This window comes from Trebonia kvetii, from assembly GCF_007827045.1.
GTDB lineage: Bacteria > Actinomycetota > Actinomycetes > Streptosporangiales > Streptosporangiaceae > Trebonia > Trebonia kvetii.
Genome location: NZ_RPFW01000005.1, coordinates 279,644 through 295,780 on the forward strand (window position 1 = coordinate 279,644; position 16,137 = coordinate 295,780).

The following is a 16,137-nucleotide window of genomic DNA, read 5'->3' on the forward strand; positions in this document are numbered from 1 at the left end:
GGAGTTGGCCCGGTCCCCGCCGCGTCGGCGGCGGGAACCGGGCTCGTTGATTGTCGAGTTCTGCCTGGCTACGACGACTGCGCCGCCTGCACCGCGCTCATGAAGGCGCTCGGCGACATGCTGCCGTTCACCAGCGGCGAAGCGTCCTGCTGGCTCACCGTCGTGGCCTGGGTGCTGAACTGCGCCTCAAACCACAGCACGCTCTGCTTGGAGCTGGCCATGGTCTGCTGGATGTCGGTCTGCAGCGCACTCAGGCCGGAGACAGGGGCGCTGAGGGTGAAACCGGAATACGTTCCGTAGTCCTTCAGAACGCCAGCACCGTAGTTCTGCACGATGCACTTCAGCCAGGCCTCCGTCTTCGGTCCGAGGGTCTTGGCGCCGAAGGTGAAGGGCAGGCCGACGTTGGCGGGGTACTGGGAGGTGTCGCCCGCGCCGCCGGCCACGCTGGGGAACGGCATGAAGCCGATGTTGCCGGCGCCGACCGTGTCGGCGGTCTTGTCGGAAATGTTGGCGAGCACCCAGGTGCCCATGTAGAGCATGGCGGCCTTCCCGGTCAGGAAGGTGTTGACGGCCGTGTTGTAGTCGATCGACTCGACGCCCTTGCCGAAGTAGCCCTTGGCGCCGAGGTCGGCGACAGCCTGCGCCGCCTTCACGTACGTGGGGTCGGTCAGCTTGGCCTTGCCGCTCGCGATGTCGTTGAGTGCGTCAGGGCCAAGCGAGCGGTAGAGGTAGCCGCTGATGAGCCGGGTGATCGGCCAGCCTTGCTGCCCGGAGGCGGAGAACGGCTGGATCCCCTTGGCCTGCAGCTTGGCGGCGTCCGCGGTCAGCTCGTCCCAGGTCGTCGGCACGGAGACCCCGTTGGCGGAGAAGATCTTCTTGTTGTAGAAGATGCCTTCGATGTTGAACTCGTCGGGAATGACGTAGAAGCCGCCGTACAGATTCTTGATGGTGGACACCGCCGCCGGCTCGACGTCATTGATCACGCCGAGCTTGGTGAGCTCCTCCTGGAGGTTGGCGATGTCGCCGGCCTGGACGAGGGTCTTGGTGGTGGCCGGCGCGTTGCCCGCGGCGAACATCGCGGGGAGCGCGCCCTGGCCGGCCAGCAGCTGGAGCTTCTGATCGAGCGAGGCCTGCGGCACCGTCTGGATCTGGAGCGGGAGCGCCGCGTCCTCCGTCGAGCACGCGCCCGCCGCGAGCTTCTTGAGCTCACCGGGGACCGTAGTGTTCTCGGCGTTGCTCAGCACCGTGAACGCCGAGGCGTCCTGCCCCGCGGCCGCCGGCGCGGACGTCTGCCCGGTGGCGGTGCTACTGCCGGCGGCGGAGCTGCTGCCGCCGGCCGCCGGCGTGGTCGCCTGCCCCGCGGTGGTGCTGCTGCCGCTGCCGCCACACGCCGTGACCGTGAGCAGCGCGGCGGCGGCAACGCCCGCCAGCCCGCCGAGCCGTATCCGTCTGTCTCGCGATACTTTGGGCATCACAAGATCTCCCCTTCGCATTTTTGTCGGTGGAAGTCAGGCCAGCATCCGGTGCCGTCAACACCCGGACATTCGCTGGAAGCATGTCCGTTACTAAGCGATACGTGCCATGGTGCGCGGTCTGGTTACCGCTCGATAGCCTTCGCTGCACCTCTGTTAGCACGATCTGCACCTCGGCGGCTGCCGCCGGTCGCTCCGAACGCGAGAATCGCCTGCTCAGGACCGTGCGTGGTGTGCATGTGGGCGGCCTGGGTAGCGAACATCCTGCGGTAGGTGGTCGGACTCAGCCCGTAATGCACCTTGAACCGGCGGGCGAAGTAGTTCTGGTCGGGCCAGCCGACCGCCCGCCCGATGCCCGTGATGGGTTCGTCGGAATGCAGCAGCATAACGGCCGCGTGCTCCGCACGTACCTGGGCCAGGTACGCCATGGGGGGCAGGCCGGTGGCTGCCTTGAAGACCCGGACGAGGTAACCGGGAGCCAGGTGCAGTTCCAGGGCCAGATCGCTCAGCGTCCAGCGCTTGGCGATGCTGCCCTCGAGCATGCGCATTGCCTGCCCGACCCCGGGATGAACGGCCAGGGCCGGCGCGTCGGCATCCGACACCGCCCAGGGCTGCGCGACCCGGCCGAGTTCGCTCAGCAGCAGCGACAGCCGCCCGAGTACGTCGCCGCGGTAGCGGTCGAGCGGGGCGTGGCGCAGCGCCGCAAGGGCCTCCAGGTGGGACATGCACGACTCGTAGGCGTCCTGCGGCAGGCTGAAGGACAGGACGCCCCGCCCCGGCGTGGCATAGGGCCCGGTCCACAGCAGGTAGCCGAGGATCGGGTCCTCCCGCGTCCAGGAGAGCTCCCTGCGCAGCAGTTCGCTGCTGAAGCAGCAGTTGTAAAGCTCCAGCTTGCGGCAGTCCTCGTACCCGTGCCAGACTCCGGGCCGCAGCAGGACGACATCGCCAGGGCTCAGCTCGCGCCGCCCGGCCACGGAGTGGTGGGTTCCCGTTCCGCCGACGGCGAAGGCGATCTCCACGAAGCTGTGCGTGTGCGCCGGGTTGTCCTCGGCATGCAGGTAGTGGCCGGCGTAGGCAAGCGCCCCTTCGGTGAAGTAGAAGACGTCCCGACTGGTGTCCAGTGGCATGTCCTCATCGCTGTTGTCCAGGGACACGACGTCGTCGTTGGCGTCTATGGGCAGGTCATCCTCCATTGGGGGCACATTACCCGTCTGTCCCGTTTCTGCCTAGCGAACGTGGCGACGAACGGGTGGGCGACGATGCCAGGACCTGCGGCTCTGCTCTCACCAGGTGAGTTTCGTGCTAATGATGGTGCATTTCGGCCTAGCCAATGTCACCGATGCTTCGCTCCATTTATCGAAATGGTCGCGGAGTGAACATTGTGCTAAAGGAGGTGCATATTCGGCTAGGCGAGGCCATGGCGCGACGTGAGTATTGCTGGAGCCATATATACCAAGCTCACAAAGGGTGGGAAGGCAATCTGTGTCAAAACGGCTCAAATACATCTCTATCGCGGCAGCGCTCGCGGCGTTGACCGTCCCGGCGATCTCGCTTAGTTCCAGCCCTGCGACGGCCGCGGCGGCAGGCTCCACCGTGAGCGACTGCCCGTGGATGAACACGTCGCAGAGCGCCGACGTGCGCGCGCACGAGCTCATGTCGGCCATGACGCTGCAGCAGAAGATGCGCTGGCTTGACGAGCAGGCGGCGAACAACCCCGGCCAGACGACGTTCGGAACCGTCACCTATCCGGCCCAGGTTCCGTGTACCCCGACGATGGCCTACGCCGACGGGCCGTGGGAGGTCACCGGCGTCAGCGGCATCACCACGGGCTTCCCCGTTCCCGTCGACGAGACTGCCAGCTGGGATACCGCGGAGAGCTATCTCAAGGGCCAGGCCATGGGGGACGAAGCCTTCCAGGAAGACCGCACCGGCATTCTGGCGCCCGGCATCGACCTGGCCAGGACCCCGTACGGCGGCCGCAATGCCGAATTCATGGGCGAGGATCCGCTCCTCGCGGGGACAATGGCCGCCCAAGACATTAAGGGCATACAGCAGGGAAATCCCACCGAGCCGGTCGAGGCGGTGCTCAAGCACTTCATCGAGAACGATCAGGAGCTGGACAGGCAGCTCAGCTCCTCAAACGTTGACGACCGCACCCTCCACGAGGAGGAAGGCCGCGCCTTCGAGATCGCGATCACGCAGTCGCAGCCGGCGGGCGTCATGTGCTCCTACAACCAGGTCAACGGGGTCTATGCGTGCCAGAACCCGAACACCCTGACGGACTACCTCAAGAACCAGCTCGGGTTCCGCGGCTTCGTCGTGTCCGACTTCGGCGCGGTGCATTCGACCGCCCGTCGCTGAACGCAGGCCTCGACCAGGAACTGAACCGGCCCAACTTCTACTCTCCGACGAACCTTCAGGCGGCGCTGACGGCGGGCACCATCACCGAGGCGCAAATCGACGAAGCGGCCTTCCGCGTCGCCCGCGCCGCGATCGCCGTCGGCCTCTTCGACCACCCGATGCCCGCCACGCCCGCCGCGAACTCCTCGACGGCGGCCCATCTCGCCCTGGCGAAGCAGATGGCGGAGGAAGGCAGCGTTCTGCTGCAGAACAACGGCAGCGCGCTGCCGCTGACCGGGAAGGGCTTGAAGATCGGTCATCGGGCCGACCGCGTCCGCCACGGCCACCAGCGGAGTCAGCGCGAAGACCGTCTGCAGCTCAAGCGGCGAACCGTCGGCGGCCTGCTCGAATAACCCGGGCTTCGCCGCTCCGCTCGACGCGATCACGAGCCGCGCCGCGCCGGACGACGACACGGTTACGTTCGACAACGGCAGCAGTCTCACGTCGGCAGCCGCGACCGCGAGCGCGGCCGACGTCTCGATCGTCTTCGGCTACTACACCGAGGGCGAGGGCACCGACCGCACGAAAATCAACCTTGATAACCGCGGTGACGCGCTCATCTCCGCCGTCGCAGCCGCGAACCCCAAGACCATCGTGGTGCTCGAGACCGGCAGCGCCGTGCTAATGCCGTGGCTCAGCCAGGTCAAGAGCGTCCTCGAGGCCTGGTACCCGGGCGTGCAGCAGGGTCCCGCGCTCGCCGCGCTCCTGTTCGGCGACGCCGATCCCTCGGGGCACCTGCCGGTGACCTTCCCGCAGTCGACCGCGGACCTGCCCACCGCGGGCTCGGCGGCCCAGAATCCGGGCGTGTTCGCCAACGGCAGCACGGTCAGGCCGGCCGGCGACCGGACCAGCATCCGCCAGGTCGACTACACCGAGGGGCTCGAGTCGGGACACAGCTGGTACGACGCCCAGGGCATCGCGCCGCTCTTCCCGTTCGGCTACGGCCTGTCCTACACAACGTTCACCGCTGACCACCTGCAGCTGACACCCACCACCGTCCAGGACACCAAGCCCATCCGCGTCCGCTTCAAGCTGACGAACACCGGCCAGCGGGCAGGAACGCAGGTGGAACAGGTCTACCTGACCCTTCCCGCGTCTAGCGGCGAGCCGCCGAAGCGCCTGGTGGGCTGGGCTCGAGTCACACTTGACCCCGGCCGGTCGCAGAACGTCGAGGTCGTCATCGACCCGACCTCCGCCGACCATCCGCTCTCCTATTACGACTCCGGATCGCAGAGCTGGGTCACGCCATCGGGCACGTACGCGGTGTCCCTCGGCTCATCGGTCGACAACATCGACCAGACCGACACGATCACCGTCCATCCCTCAGGTTCCGCGAACAACGGCAAGTAGCACCCGTCTTGGGCGGGGGTCCCTCTTGCGGCCCCCGCCCAAACGGCGGCTGGAGTACTAGGATCAAGAGCGTGAAAAGGTACATACTCTTCGATCATGATGGTGTTCTTGTGGATACCGAATTCTGGTATTACAAGGCTGGAGAACGCGCCCTGGCGGACATTGGTTTGACTCTGGACGAGGATCAATACCTCCGGGACATGAACCAGGGCCTGGGCACTTGGGCCCAAGCCAGGGCGGCAGGCATCGATGAACAGGCCATCAGCAGGCAGCGTGAGGTTCGTAATGATTACTATCAGGAATATCTGAGAACAGAAGCCATTGAGATCGAAGGCGTCGTCGAAGCTCTCGCTGAACTGTCAAAATACGTCCGCATGGCAATCGTGACGACTGCAAAACGTGTGGATTTCGAAATTATCCATGAAAGGCGCCAAATTAGGCAATTCATGGATTTCGTCCTTGTTCGCGAAGACTACAGGCACGCCAAGCCGCACCCGGAACCATACCTGACCGGCCTAAGGCGCTTCGGAGCCACCAAAGAAGAGACACTGATTGTCGAGGATTCATCCAGAGGGCTGAACTCAGCCGCGGCGGCCGGTATTGACTGTGCCATCGTCTACAACGACTTTACAAGAACACATGACTTTTCACAGGCTCGCTATCGAATCAAAACTCTGATTGAACTGAAGGATATCATCTTCAATTTAGCCTGAAGGGGCATTTACGAGTGTGTCCCAGGTGGCGTGCTAGTGAAGGTCTCAGCAAGCAGCTGGCGGCGCCGGTCTGGGGACTGGCGCCCGGGGCTGAGTTGCGCGGGCCCGCGGGGATGCGGAAGCATTGCCCAGGGGCGGGTACCGGCGGGAAGGCACATCAAGTGACGAGTGGCCGTGAGCCATCGGGCCAGGGTGTTGTTTTCGACACGAGTCGGCCGCATATGGCACGGGTTTACGATTTCTGGCTTGGCGGCAAAGACAACTACGCGGCTGACCGGGCCGTCGCCGAACAGGTCGCCGCCGCGTACCCGGATGTGCGGGCCGCGGTCCGTGCGCAGCGCGAGTTCCTCGCCCGGGCGGTGCACTTCTTCGTCACGGAGGCGGGCATCAGGCAGTTCCTTGACATCGGGACCGGGCTGCCCTCGGCGAACAACACGCACCAGGTAGCCCAGCGGGCGGCGCCGCAGTCGCGCGTGGTGTACGTGGACAACGACCCGATCGTGCTCGCGCACGCCCGGGCCCTGCTGGCCGGCAGTCCGGAGGGTGCGACCGCCTACATCGACGCCGACCTGCGCGCGACCGGCGCGATCCTGGAGCGGGCGGCCGATGTCCTGGACTTCGGCCAGCCGGTCGCGGTCATGCTGCTAGGGATCCTGCAGGGCATACCCGACCAGGATGAGCCCGGCGCGATCATTGCCCGGCTCATGGATGCCGTGCCGCCGGGCAGTTACCTGGCCCTCTCGCAGATCGCGGGCGACGTCGCGACTGAGGAGGTGGCCGGCGGCGTGCAGCGGTACAACGAACAGGTCGCCATCCCGGTCGCGGCCCGCACCCATGCCGAGGTCACCCAGTTCTTCGCGGGCCTGGACCTGGTCGAGCCGGGCGTCGTACAGGTGCACCGCTGGCGGCAAGCTACAGAGAACGCGGACCGCGGTCGCGACCTGGCCATTTATGCCGGGGTCGGCCGGAAACCGTAAGTAGCGCGACGGCCGCCGCTCATCAGCCACCGTCGGTCATGCTGGCCAGGACATGGCGCTGGCCAGATGGCGCGTGCCGTCGTGGCCGTGTCCGGGATGGCCATAGCCTGAGGACGGCCGACGGCGTCGGCAGCCTGGACTGGACCGCCGGGCTGACCTGGCAGCCGTATTAGGATTTTTCTCAACGACTGGCGCAGTTGCCTCGGTATGCGGCCGCCAGCATGAGCGGAAGCGGAGGGCGAGCCAGTGACCACGGTTACTTTCACAGGCTCTGACCTGCGGAGTTTTCTGGACGGCCTGCCCGGGGTGGACCGGGTGGGCGCAGAGGCGCGCGCGGGGATGCTCGCCACCAGGTCGATCAAGACGACGGCGAAGCAGTGGGCACTTGACCTGGCGATCTCGGTAGTCGACCTGACCACGCTCGAAGGCCAGGACACGCCGGGGAAGATACGGGCGCTGTGCGCGAAGGCGAAGCGCCCGGATCCCGCCGACCCGACCGCGCCAACGGTCGCGGCCATCTGTGTCTACCCGGACCTGGTCCACGTCGCGGCGGCCGAACTGCAGGGCACCGGCATCCACGTGGCCAGCGTCGCCACCGCTTTTCCCAGCGGCCGGTCCAGCCTGGAGATCAAGCTCGCCGACGTGCGGGAAGCGATCGCGGCGGGCGCGGACGAGGTGGACATGGTGATCGACCGCGGTGCCTTCCTCGCCGGGGACTACCAGCTGGTCTTCGACGAGATCGTTGCCGTCCGCGACACCTGCGGTGACGCCGCGCACCTGAAGGTGATCCTGGAGACTGGGGAACTGGCCACGCTGGACAACGTGCGCCGCGCGTCGTGGCTGGCGATGCTGGCGGGCGCGGACTTCATCAAGACCTCGACGGGGAAGGTCAGCCCGGCGGCCACACTGCCGGTGACCCTGGTGATGCTTGAGGCGGTCAGGGACTTCCGCGAGTCGCACGGACGGCAGGTCGGGGTCAAGGCTGCGGGCGGGATCCGCACCGCCAAGGACGCGATCAGGTACCTGGTGCTGGTGAACGAGACCGCGGGCGAGGACTGGCTTGACCCGGACTGGTTCAGGATCGGCGCGTCCAGCCTGCTGAACGACCTGCTGATGCAGCGGACCAAGCTGGTCACCGGCAGGTACTCAGGCCCCGACTACTTCACCATGGACGCGTGATGGCAAAGTTCGAGTACGCGCCGGCGCCGGAATCGCGTGCCGTCGTATCCCTGCGGGAGTCCTACGGGCTGTTCATCGGCGGCGAGTTCGTCCCCGGGGCGAGCGACGAGACGTTCAAGACCATCTCGCCGGCCACCGAAGAGGTGCTCGCCGAGGTAACAGAGGCCGGGCAGGCCGATGTGGACCGGGCGGTGACCGCGGCGCGCAAGGCCTACGAGCAGACCTGGTCGGTCATGCCGGGCAAGGAACGGGCCAAGTACCTGTTCCGCATCGCGCGGATCATCCAGGAACGGGCGCGGGAACTCGCCGTCCTTGAGTCGCTCGACAACGGCAAGCCCATCCGCGAGTCGCGCGACGTGGACATACCCCTGGCGGCCGCGCACTTCTTCTACTACGCCGGCTGGGCAGACAAGCTGGACTGCGCGGGCTTCGGCCCCGACCCGCGCCCGGTCGGCGTGGCCGGCCAGGTCATCCCGTGGAACTTCCCGCTGCTCATGCTGGCGTGGAAGATAGCTCCCGCGCTGGCCTGCGGCAATACGGTGGTGCTGAAGCCGGCCGAGACGACGCCGCTGTCCGCGCTGCTGTTCGCCGAGATCTGCCAGCAGGCGGACCTGCCGCCGGGCGTGGTCAACATCATCACCGGCGCCGGCCAGACCGGGCGCGCGCTGGTGAGCCACCCGGGCATCGACAAAGTGGCGTTCACCGGCTCGACCGAGGTCGGCAAGGAGATCGCCCGCGCGGCCGTCCGTAAGAAGGTCACACTCGAACTCGGCGGCAAGGCCGCCAACATTGTCTTCGCCGACGCGCCCATCGACCAGGCGGTCGAGGGGATCGTCAACGGGATCTTCTTCAACCAGGGCCACGTGTGCTGCGCGGGCTCCCGGCTGCTGGTCCAGGAGTCGGTCTACGACCAGGTGCTCGCGTCACTGCGCAGGCGGCTGACCACCCTGCGGCTCGGCGACCCGCTGGACAAGAACACCGACGTCGGCGCGATCAACTCGCCGGCCCAGCTGGCCAAGATCCGTGAACTGTCCGAGGCAGGGGAGGCGGAGGGGGCGGAGCGCTGGTCGCCGCCGTGCGACCTGCCGGTGAAGGGCTTCTGGTTCCCGCCCACGGTATTCACCGGGGTGTCCCAGGCGCACCGGATCGCCCGCGAGGAAATCTTCGGACCGGTGCTGTCGGTGCTGACGTTCCGCACGCCGTCCGAGGCGGTCGACAAGGCCAACAACACCCCGTACGGGCTGTCGGCCGGCGTCTGGACCGACAAGGGCTCGCTGATCTTGTGGATGGCTTCGCGGCTGCGGGCCGGCGTGGTCTGGGCGAACACCTTCAACAAGTTCGATCCGACCTCGCCGTTCGGCGGGTACAAGGAGTCCGGGTACGGCCGCGAGGGCGGCCGCCACGGCCTGGAGGCTTACCTCGATGTCTGACGCACCCGCAGCGGCCGCCCGGCTGGCCGTAAGGAAGACCTACAAGCTGTACATCGGCGGAGCATTCCCCCGTTCGGAAAGCGGAAGGTCCTACCCGGTGACCGATCACAAGGACGGATTCCTGGCCAACGCCGCGCTTGCCTCGCGCAAGGACGCGCGCGACGCGGTCACGGCCGCCCGCAAGGCGCTCGCCGGGTGGTCCGCCGCGACCGCGTACAACAGGGGACAGGTCCTCTACCGGGTGGCCGAACTGCTTGAGGGACGCCGTACCCAGTTCACCGCCGAGGTCCGCGCCGCGGAGGGCCTCGGCGCCCGCGCGGCCGAGGCCGTCGTGGACGCGGCCATCGACCGCTGGGTCTGGTACGCCGGCTGGGCGGACAAGATCACCCAGGTGCGCGGCGCCGCGAATCCGGTCGCCGGGCCCTACTACAACTTCTCGCTGCCCGAGCCCACCGGCGTCGCCGCGGTGCTCGCCCCCCAGGACTCAAGCCTGCTCGGCTTCGTCTCCGTCGTCGCCCCCGCCGTGGTCAGCGGCAACACCGTGGTCGCGCTGGCCAGCGAGTCCCGGCCGCTCCCGGCCGTCACGCTGTCAGAAGTGCTCGCCACCTCCGATGTCCCCGGCGGGGTGATCAACATCTTGACCGGCCGAACGGTGGAGATCGCTCCCTGGCTCGCGTCACACATGGACGTCAATGCCATCGACCTGACCGGTGCCGATGACGCCCTGGCCGACGACCTGGCGGCCGCCGCGGCGGACAACCTCAAGCGCGTCATCCGCCCCCGCGACTCCGACGGCGACTGGACCGCCCGGCCCAGCCTGCACCGCCTGCACGCCTACCTGGAAACCAAGACCGTCTGGCACCCCATCGGCACCTGACAGGCAGCGAGCCCCAGGCCGGTGGTGCGTCCTAGCTCACGCTGGCTGCGCGCCGTGCCTGGCTTCCACGCTCCTGAACACCGTGGCGACGAAGTTGTCGATGATCCCGGCCCGCTCGGCTCTTGACAGGTCATAGCTGGTGATCAGCACTGCGTACAGGCCGAGCATGAAGAACTGGGCCGTGCGCAGCGGATCGGCCTCCTGGTACGCCTCGCCGCGGTCCCTGGCGAGCGCGATCGCCCGAACCACCAGAGTCATCAGCGGATAGTCCGTCCACTGGTCGGTGCCCGGCAGTACCTCGGGCCGGTTCGGTGAAAAGTGCAGGGCGAGCATCTCACGGAAGAGGGTCTTGCCGGTCCGCCGTTCCATCTGGACCATCAGCCGGACTGTCTCGGTCAGCGCGCCAGTAAGGTCATGCGGCCGGGCGAGGAACTTCTCCAGCTGGGCGGCCAGCCGTGCCTCCTCATGCCGCTCGAACTCGGCGAGGATGTGCTCCTTGGTCGGGAAATGGAAGTAGAAGGTGCCGCGGGCCACGCGGGCCTCCCTGGCGATGACGCTGACGTCGGCGGCGGCCATGCCGACCCGCCTGAACTCCGCCACCGCCGCGGTGTACACCCGCTGGCGAGTCTCCTGCCGCTGTGCTTCACGCCCGTTGGGCTTGTCTTCCCCAGTTGCCATCGCGTTCCCATAGTACACGTCACTGGCGCCCGTCACTGACATTTGTCAGTGACAGATGCCAGCGGGGGCTTGTGCGCCGACGATGAATCTGATTTATATAGATCATTGATCGCTTACCCAACGACGGGAGGGCTTCCGCGTGGACTCCGATGGCCTCTACTGGGACCCGTACGACGCCCGCTTCGCGGCCGACCCATGGCCGCTGTTCAACCGGATGCGCGAGGAAGCACCGCTCTACCACAACGAGCCACACGATTTCTACGCCGTCAGCCGCTACGCCGACGTGGAGCAGGTGCTGACCGACACCGTGGCGTACTCATCCGCCCGCGGGGTGATGCTCGAGCTGATCAAGTTGAACATGGAGATCCCGCCGGGCACCCTCATCATGGAGGACCCGCCGATCCACAACATCCACCGGCAGCTGCTCGCCCGGGTGTTTTCGCCGCGCCGGATAGCCGAGCTTGAGCCGCAGGTGCGCGAGTACTGCACCGCCTGCCTAGACCCGCTGGTCGGCGAGACCCGGTTCGACCTCATCGAGAAGCTGGGCCTTGAGATGCCGATGAAGGTCATCGGCATGCTCCTCGGCATCCCCGAGGAGGGGCAGGCCGCCTTCCGCGACGAGTCCAACGCCAAGATCCTGACCGAAGACGGCGGCAAGATCGACTTCAGCGAGGAGGTCATCCTCACGCACGAGGCGATGGGCGACTACATCGACTGGCGGTACGCCCACCCGTCCGACGACGTGATGACCGAGCTGATCACAGCCGAGTTCGAGGACGAGAACGGCGTGACCCGCACGCTGACCCGCGACGAGGTCCTGATGTACGTCACAGTCCTCGCCGGCGCGGGCAACGAGACGACGGGCAGGCTCATCGGCTGGATGGGCTCGACCCTGGCCAGGCATCCCGAGCAGCGGGCGGAGCTCGCCGCCGACCTGTCGCTGGTCCCCGGCGCGGTCGAGGAGGTGCTGCGGTGCGAACCTCCAGGCCCGTTCAACGCCAGGTACGTGACACGGGATGTCGAGTGGTATGGACGGATGGTGCCCGCGGGCAGCGCGATGCTGTGCATGGTGGGCGCGGCCAACCGTGATCCCCGCCGCTACGACGACCCGGACCGGTTCGACATCCACCGCAAAAAGGGCATGCACCTGACCTTCATTCTCGGCCCGCACTACTGCCTCGGGTCGGCCCTGGCCCGGCTAGAGGGCCGCGTGGCGCTTGAGGAGATTCTCAAGCGCTGGCCGTCCTGGGAGGTCGACTGGAGCGCGGCCAAGATGCAGAACACCTCATCGGTGCGCGGCTGGGAGAAGCTTCCGCTGGAGCTCGGATGACCGCCGCCCCGCTCCCCAAGACCGGTGCGGCCCGCTATGCCGGCAGCCGCGTCCAGCGCGTCGAGGACGCCAGGCTGCTGACCGGTGCGGGCACCTTCGTCGACGACGTCACCCGGCCTGGCATGCTGCACGCCTGCTTCGTCCGCAGCCCGCACCCGAGGGCGCGCATCGTCTCCATCGATAACTCGGCCGCGCTCGCCCTGCCCGGCGTGCACGCCGTCTTCACGGCCGGCGACCTCAACGGCGACGTGGTCGAGGCCTGGTACACCGGGACGGGGAACCAGGTCCCCGACACGCCGCGGCCGCCGCTGGCGGTCAGCGAGGCCAGGTTCGCCGGCGACATCGTGGCCCTCGTCGTGGCGGACAGCCGCTACCTCGCGGAGGACGCCGCCGAGCTGGTCGACGTGGACTATGAGCCGCTGCCGGCGGTCCCCGACTACGCGCGTGCCCGGACGGCGGAGGCCCTCGTGCACGACGGCTACGCAGGCAACCTAGCGGGGGAGCTCGCCGGCGCGCCTGCCGAGACGATCGCCGACGCCTACGACGGCGCCGCGCACGTGGTCAGCGAGACGATCTGGGAGCAGGCGCAGGGCGCCGTGCCGATGGAGACCCGCGGCCTGGTCGCGGAGTGGTCGCGGGGCAGCGGCGAGCTGACCGTCTGGGCGGCCACGCAGGCGCCGCACGAGGTGCGGATGTTCGCCGCCCGGCTGCTCGGCATCCCCGAGCACAGCGTCCGGGTGATCACCCGCGATGTCGGCGGCGGCTTCGGGCAGAAGGTCGTGCCGCTGCGCGAGGACATCTGCGTCCTGCTCGCGGCGCGGAGGCTGGCAGGCGCGGTCAAGTGGATCGAGGACCGCAGAGAGAACCTGCAGTCCGCGGGCACGGCGCGGCACGAGCACGGTGAGGCGAGGCTCGCCTTCGACGACGCGGGTACGATACTCGCCGCGTCGCTCGACCATGTCCAGGACGTTGGCGCGTACCCGACGCCGTGGCCGGTCATGACCGGCGCGGCGACCGGGATGATCTTCCCTGGCCCGTACCGGGTCGCCAGGGGAACGTTCAGCCACGCCTCGGTGTTCTCCTCCACCCCCGGCCGGATCGCCTACCGTGGACCGTGGGCGTTCGAGACCCTGGCCCGCGAGGTCACCCTCGACATCGCGGCCCGCCGGATGGCCATCGACCCGGCGGAACTGCGCCGCAGGAACCTGCTGCGCCGCGATGAGATGCCGTATTCGAGCCCGACCGGCATGCCGTACGACCACATGGACCCGCTGGAGACGCTGGAGCAGGCCCTGGCGGTCCTGGACTACGACGCGTTCCGCAATGAGCAGGCCGCGGCCCGCGCGCAGGGCCGCTACCTGGGCGTCGGGATCTCCTGCTACGCCGAGCCGACGGCGCCGGCGTTCGGCGTGTATGCGACCGAGGGCGCGACCATCAGGATCGAGCCGTCGGGGAAGGTCAACGTCTACCTAGCCGGCGGCTCGACCGGCAACAGCCTGGAGACGACGGCGGTCCAGCTCGCCGCCGACGCGCTCGGCGCCGACATCGCCGACGTGCACACGATCCAGGGCGACACGGCGGTCACGCCGTTCGGCGCGGGCACCGGCGGCAGCCGCAGCGGCTCGATGATCGCCGGGGCTGTCGGGGTCACGGCGGCGGAACTGCGGGACAAGCTCACCAAGATGGCCGCGCACAAGCTGGAGGCGAGCGAGGCCGACATCGAACTGGCCCAGAGCAGGGCGGCGGTGAAGGGCGACCCGGAGGCCGGGGTCAGCTTCGCCGAACTGGCCGACATCGCCTACTTCCAGCCGTACGCGCTGCCGCCGGGGACGTCACCCGGGCTCGAGGCGTCCGCCAGGTACGCGGCGACCGGCATGGGCCTGTGGGCATGCGCCACCCACGTGTGCACCTGCGAGGTCGACGTCACGACGGGCAAGGTGACGCTGTTGCGCTACGTCGTCGGCGAGGACTGCGGGCACATGATCAACCCGGCCGTCGTCGAGGGCCAGATCGCGGGCGGCGTCGTGCAGGGCATCGGCGGCGCGCTGCTCGAGGAGCTCGCCTACGACGCCGACGGCAACCCGGTCGCCACCACCTTCATGGACTACCTGCTGCCGACCGCGGCTGAGGTGCCGGTGATCGAGTACGCGCACGTGGAGACGGCACCCGGGCCAGGCCCCGGCGGCTACAAGGGCGTCGGCGAGGGCGGCGCGATCGGCGCGCCGCCCGCCGTCGTCAACGCGGTGGCGGACGCCCTGGCGCCGTTCGGCGTGACGATCACCAGGCTCCCGCTCACCCCGGCGGCCATCGCCAGCCTGATCGACGCCAGCCTGATCGACCAGGGCCGGGAGCCGGAAACAGGAGGCAGCCAGTGAAGCCGGCCCCGTTCGAGTACCACGCGCCGGAGAGCACCAAGGAGGCCGTCGACCTGCTGGCCGAGCTCGGCGACGGCGCGAAGCTGATCGCCGGCGGGCAGAGCCTGGTCCCGGTGCTCGCCTTGCGGCTCGCGGTGTTCGATCACCTCATCGACATCCGCCGGATCAGGGTGCTGCGCGGTATCGAGGAGCGTGGCGACTCCGTGTGGATCGGGGCGGCCACCACCGAGGCGGAGATCGGCCGCTCGGCGCTTGCCACCAGGCGCGTGCCGCTGCTGTCCCGCGCCACGCCGCTGATCGGCCACTTCCAGATCCGCAACCGGGGCACGATCGGCGGATCGCTGGCCCACGCGGACGCGGCGGCCGAGTACCCGGCGGTGGCCCTGGCGCTGGACGCGACCGTCGAGGCCCTCTCGCCCCGCGGCCAGCGGGAGATCCCGGCGGCCGAGTTCTTCACCGGCATCTGGACCACCGAGCTTGAGCCCGACGAGTTGCTCACCGGGGTTAGCTTCCCGGTGGCAGCCGGGAGGCGGGGCTTCGCGATCGAGGAGTTCGCTCGCCGCTCGGGCGACTTCGCGGTGGCGGGCGCGGCCGTCGCGGTGGGGCTTGACCCTGGCGGCCGGGTCAGCGCGAGCGGCATCGGCCTGTTCGGGCTCGGCCCGACCGCGCTGCGCGCCGCAGCCGCCGAGACGGCGGTCGCCGGCATCGCCGTCAGCGATATCGATCCGGCGGAGGTCGGGCGGGCCGCCGTGGCGGACCTGGACGCGGTCCCGTCCGACCTGCACGGCAGCGCCAGCTACCGGAAGAAGGTGGGCGCGGCCATGGTCGCCCGCGCCTGGGAACAGGCCGTCAAGGAGGCAGTCAGTGGCTGACATCAGCATCGAGGTCACCGTCAACGGCCGGCTCAGGCGGGCGACCGTCGAGCCCCGGCTGACCCTGGCCGACTTCCTTCGCGAGCGCTGCCACCTCACTGGCACGCACCTGGGCTGCGAGCACGGCGTCTGCGGCGCGTGCACCGTCCTGCTCGACGGGCAGGCGGTGCGCGGCTGCCTCGTCTTCGCGGTGCAGGCCGACGGCGGCGAGATCACCACCGTCGAGGGCATCGCCGCGCCTGACGGCACCCTGTCAACCGTCCAGCAGGCGTTCCGTGAGCACCACGGGCTGCAGTGCGGCTTCTGCACCCCCGGCTTCGTCACCTCGGTGACCGCCTTCCTGCGCGACAATCCCAGCCCCACGGACGAGGAGATTCGCGAGGGGCTGTCCGGCAACCTGTGCCGCTGCACCGGCTACCAGGGCATTCTGGCCGCCGTCCGCGCCGCGGCCGACACCATCAACGAAGAAGCGAGGTAACAGAGC

General features: G+C 68.4%; 14 protein-coding genes. 11 read left to right on the plus strand and 3 right to left on the minus strand.

Annotated features, from left to right (window positions below):
- Positions 1-68 precede the first annotated feature (68 nt).
- Together EAS64_RS26375 and EAS64_RS26380 are read right to left on the minus strand one after the other, a co-directional pair.
- Entirely contained in the window at positions 69-1,472 is a 1,404-nt protein-coding gene (locus EAS64_RS26375; protein ID WP_145857241.1) for an ABC transporter substrate-binding protein, read from the minus strand.
- Between the two features lie 125 nt (positions 1,473-1,597).
- Positions 1,598-2,665: a helix-turn-helix transcriptional regulator gene (locus EAS64_RS26380; protein ID WP_145857243.1), complete on the minus strand. Its 1,068-nt coding sequence runs from the start codon at positions 2,663-2,665 to the stop codon at positions 1,598-1,600.
- Between the two features lie 289 nt (positions 2,666-2,954).
- Here EAS64_RS26380 and EAS64_RS26385 point away from each other — a divergent pair, with 289 nt between their 5' ends.
- From EAS64_RS26385 to EAS64_RS26420, 7 genes are all read left to right on the plus strand, one after another.
- The gene (locus EAS64_RS26385; protein ID WP_222849619.1) at positions 2,955-3,833 is read left to right on the plus strand and encodes a glycoside hydrolase family 3 N-terminal domain-containing protein; all 879 of its coding nucleotides are present in this window, start codon (positions 2,955-2,957) and stop codon (positions 3,831-3,833) included.
- Between the two features lie 297 nt (positions 3,834-4,130).
- Positions 4,131-5,222: a glycoside hydrolase family 3 C-terminal domain-containing protein gene (locus EAS64_RS26395; protein WP_246115896.1), complete on the plus strand. Its 1,092-nt coding sequence runs from the start codon at positions 4,131-4,133 to the stop codon at positions 5,220-5,222.
- A gap of 71 nt (positions 5,223-5,293) precedes the next feature.
- Positions 5,294-5,935 carry an HAD family hydrolase gene (locus EAS64_RS26400; protein ID WP_145857252.1) on the plus strand — a complete coding sequence of 214 codons (642 nt, stop codon included), beginning with the start codon at positions 5,294-5,296 and terminating at the stop codon, positions 5,933-5,935.
- Between the two features lie 113 nt (positions 5,936-6,048).
- Positions 6,049-6,912 carry an SAM-dependent methyltransferase gene (locus tag EAS64_RS26405; RefSeq protein ID WP_145857254.1) on the plus strand — a complete coding sequence of 288 codons (864 nt, stop codon included), beginning with the start codon at positions 6,049-6,051 and terminating at the stop codon, positions 6,910-6,912.
- Positions 6,913-7,158: 246 nt separating this feature from the next.
- The gene (gene deoC, locus EAS64_RS26410; RefSeq protein ID WP_145857255.1) at positions 7,159-8,091 is read left to right on the plus strand and encodes a deoxyribose-phosphate aldolase; all 933 of its coding nucleotides are present in this window, start codon (positions 7,159-7,161) and stop codon (positions 8,089-8,091) included.
- Positions 8,091-9,521: an aldehyde dehydrogenase family protein gene (locus EAS64_RS26415; RefSeq protein ID WP_145858018.1), complete on the plus strand. Its 1,431-nt coding sequence runs from the start codon at positions 8,091-8,093 to the stop codon at positions 9,519-9,521. The genes deoC and EAS64_RS26415 overlap by 1 nt, the downstream gene beginning before the upstream one ends.
- A complete protein-coding gene (locus EAS64_RS26420) occupies positions 9,514-10,398 on the plus strand; it encodes an aldehyde dehydrogenase family protein (protein ID WP_145857257.1) in 885 nt (294 codons plus the stop codon). The genes EAS64_RS26415 and EAS64_RS26420 overlap by 8 nt, the downstream gene beginning before the upstream one ends.
- A gap of 36 nt (positions 10,399-10,434) precedes the next feature.
- Here the strand turns inward: EAS64_RS26420 and EAS64_RS26425 are convergent, their stop codons facing one another.
- Positions 10,435-11,076 (minus strand): TetR family transcriptional regulator, encoded by a 642-nt coding sequence (locus tag EAS64_RS26425; protein WP_145857259.1) that lies wholly within the window; start codon positions 11,074-11,076, stop codon positions 10,435-10,437.
- A 139-nt stretch (positions 11,077-11,215) separates the two neighbouring features.
- Here EAS64_RS26425 and EAS64_RS26430 point away from each other — a divergent pair, with 139 nt between their 5' ends.
- From EAS64_RS26430 to EAS64_RS26445, 4 genes are read left to right on the plus strand one after another with little or no spacing between them, the layout of a single operon-like run.
- Positions 11,216-12,406 carry a cytochrome P450 gene (locus EAS64_RS26430; RefSeq protein WP_222849621.1) on the plus strand — a complete coding sequence of 397 codons (1,191 nt, stop codon included), beginning with the start codon at positions 11,216-11,218 and terminating at the stop codon, positions 12,404-12,406.
- Positions 12,403-14,781, plus strand: a complete 2,379-nt coding sequence (locus EAS64_RS26435; RefSeq protein WP_145857261.1) for a xanthine dehydrogenase family protein molybdopterin-binding subunit — start codon at positions 12,403-12,405, stop codon at positions 14,779-14,781. Before EAS64_RS26430 ends, EAS64_RS26435 begins: the two co-directional genes overlap by 4 nt.
- A complete protein-coding gene (locus tag EAS64_RS26440; RefSeq protein ID WP_145857263.1) occupies positions 14,778-15,653 on the plus strand; it encodes an FAD binding domain-containing protein in 876 nt (291 codons plus the stop codon). Before EAS64_RS26435 ends, EAS64_RS26440 begins: the two co-directional genes overlap by 4 nt.
- Positions 15,646-16,131 (plus strand): (2Fe-2S)-binding protein, encoded by a 486-nt coding sequence (locus tag EAS64_RS26445; protein ID WP_145857265.1) that lies wholly within the window; start codon positions 15,646-15,648, stop codon positions 16,129-16,131. The genes EAS64_RS26440 and EAS64_RS26445 overlap by 8 nt, the downstream gene beginning before the upstream one ends.
- Positions 16,132-16,137 lie beyond the last annotated feature (6 nt).

What these genes read in the sequence shown, in the direction of transcription:
- EAS64_RS26375 (WP_145857241.1), bottom strand. Translation starts at nt 1,472, where the DNA reads ATGCCCAAAGTATCGCGAGACAGACGGATACGGCTCGGCGGGCTGGCG.
- EAS64_RS26405 (WP_145857254.1), top strand. Translation starts at nt 6,049, where the DNA reads ATGCGGAAGCATTGCCCAGGGGCGGGTACCGGCGGGAAGGCACATCAA.
- EAS64_RS26380 (WP_145857243.1), bottom strand. Translation starts at nt 2,665, where the DNA reads ATGGAGGATGACCTGCCCATAGACGCCAACGACGACGTCGTGTCCCTG.
- EAS64_RS26435 (WP_145857261.1), top strand. Translation starts at nt 12,403, where the DNA reads ATGACCGCCGCCCCGCTCCCCAAGACCGGTGCGGCCCGCTATGCCGGC.
- EAS64_RS26420 (WP_145857257.1), top strand. Translation starts at nt 9,514, where the DNA reads ATGTCTGACGCACCCGCAGCGGCCGCCCGGCTGGCCGTAAGGAAGACC.
- EAS64_RS26415 (WP_145858018.1), top strand. Translation starts at nt 8,091, where the DNA reads ATGGCAAAGTTCGAGTACGCGCCGGCGCCGGAATCGCGTGCCGTCGTA.
- EAS64_RS26425 (WP_145857259.1), bottom strand. Translation starts at nt 11,076, where the DNA reads ATGGCAACTGGGGAAGACAAGCCCAACGGGCGTGAAGCACAGCGGCAG.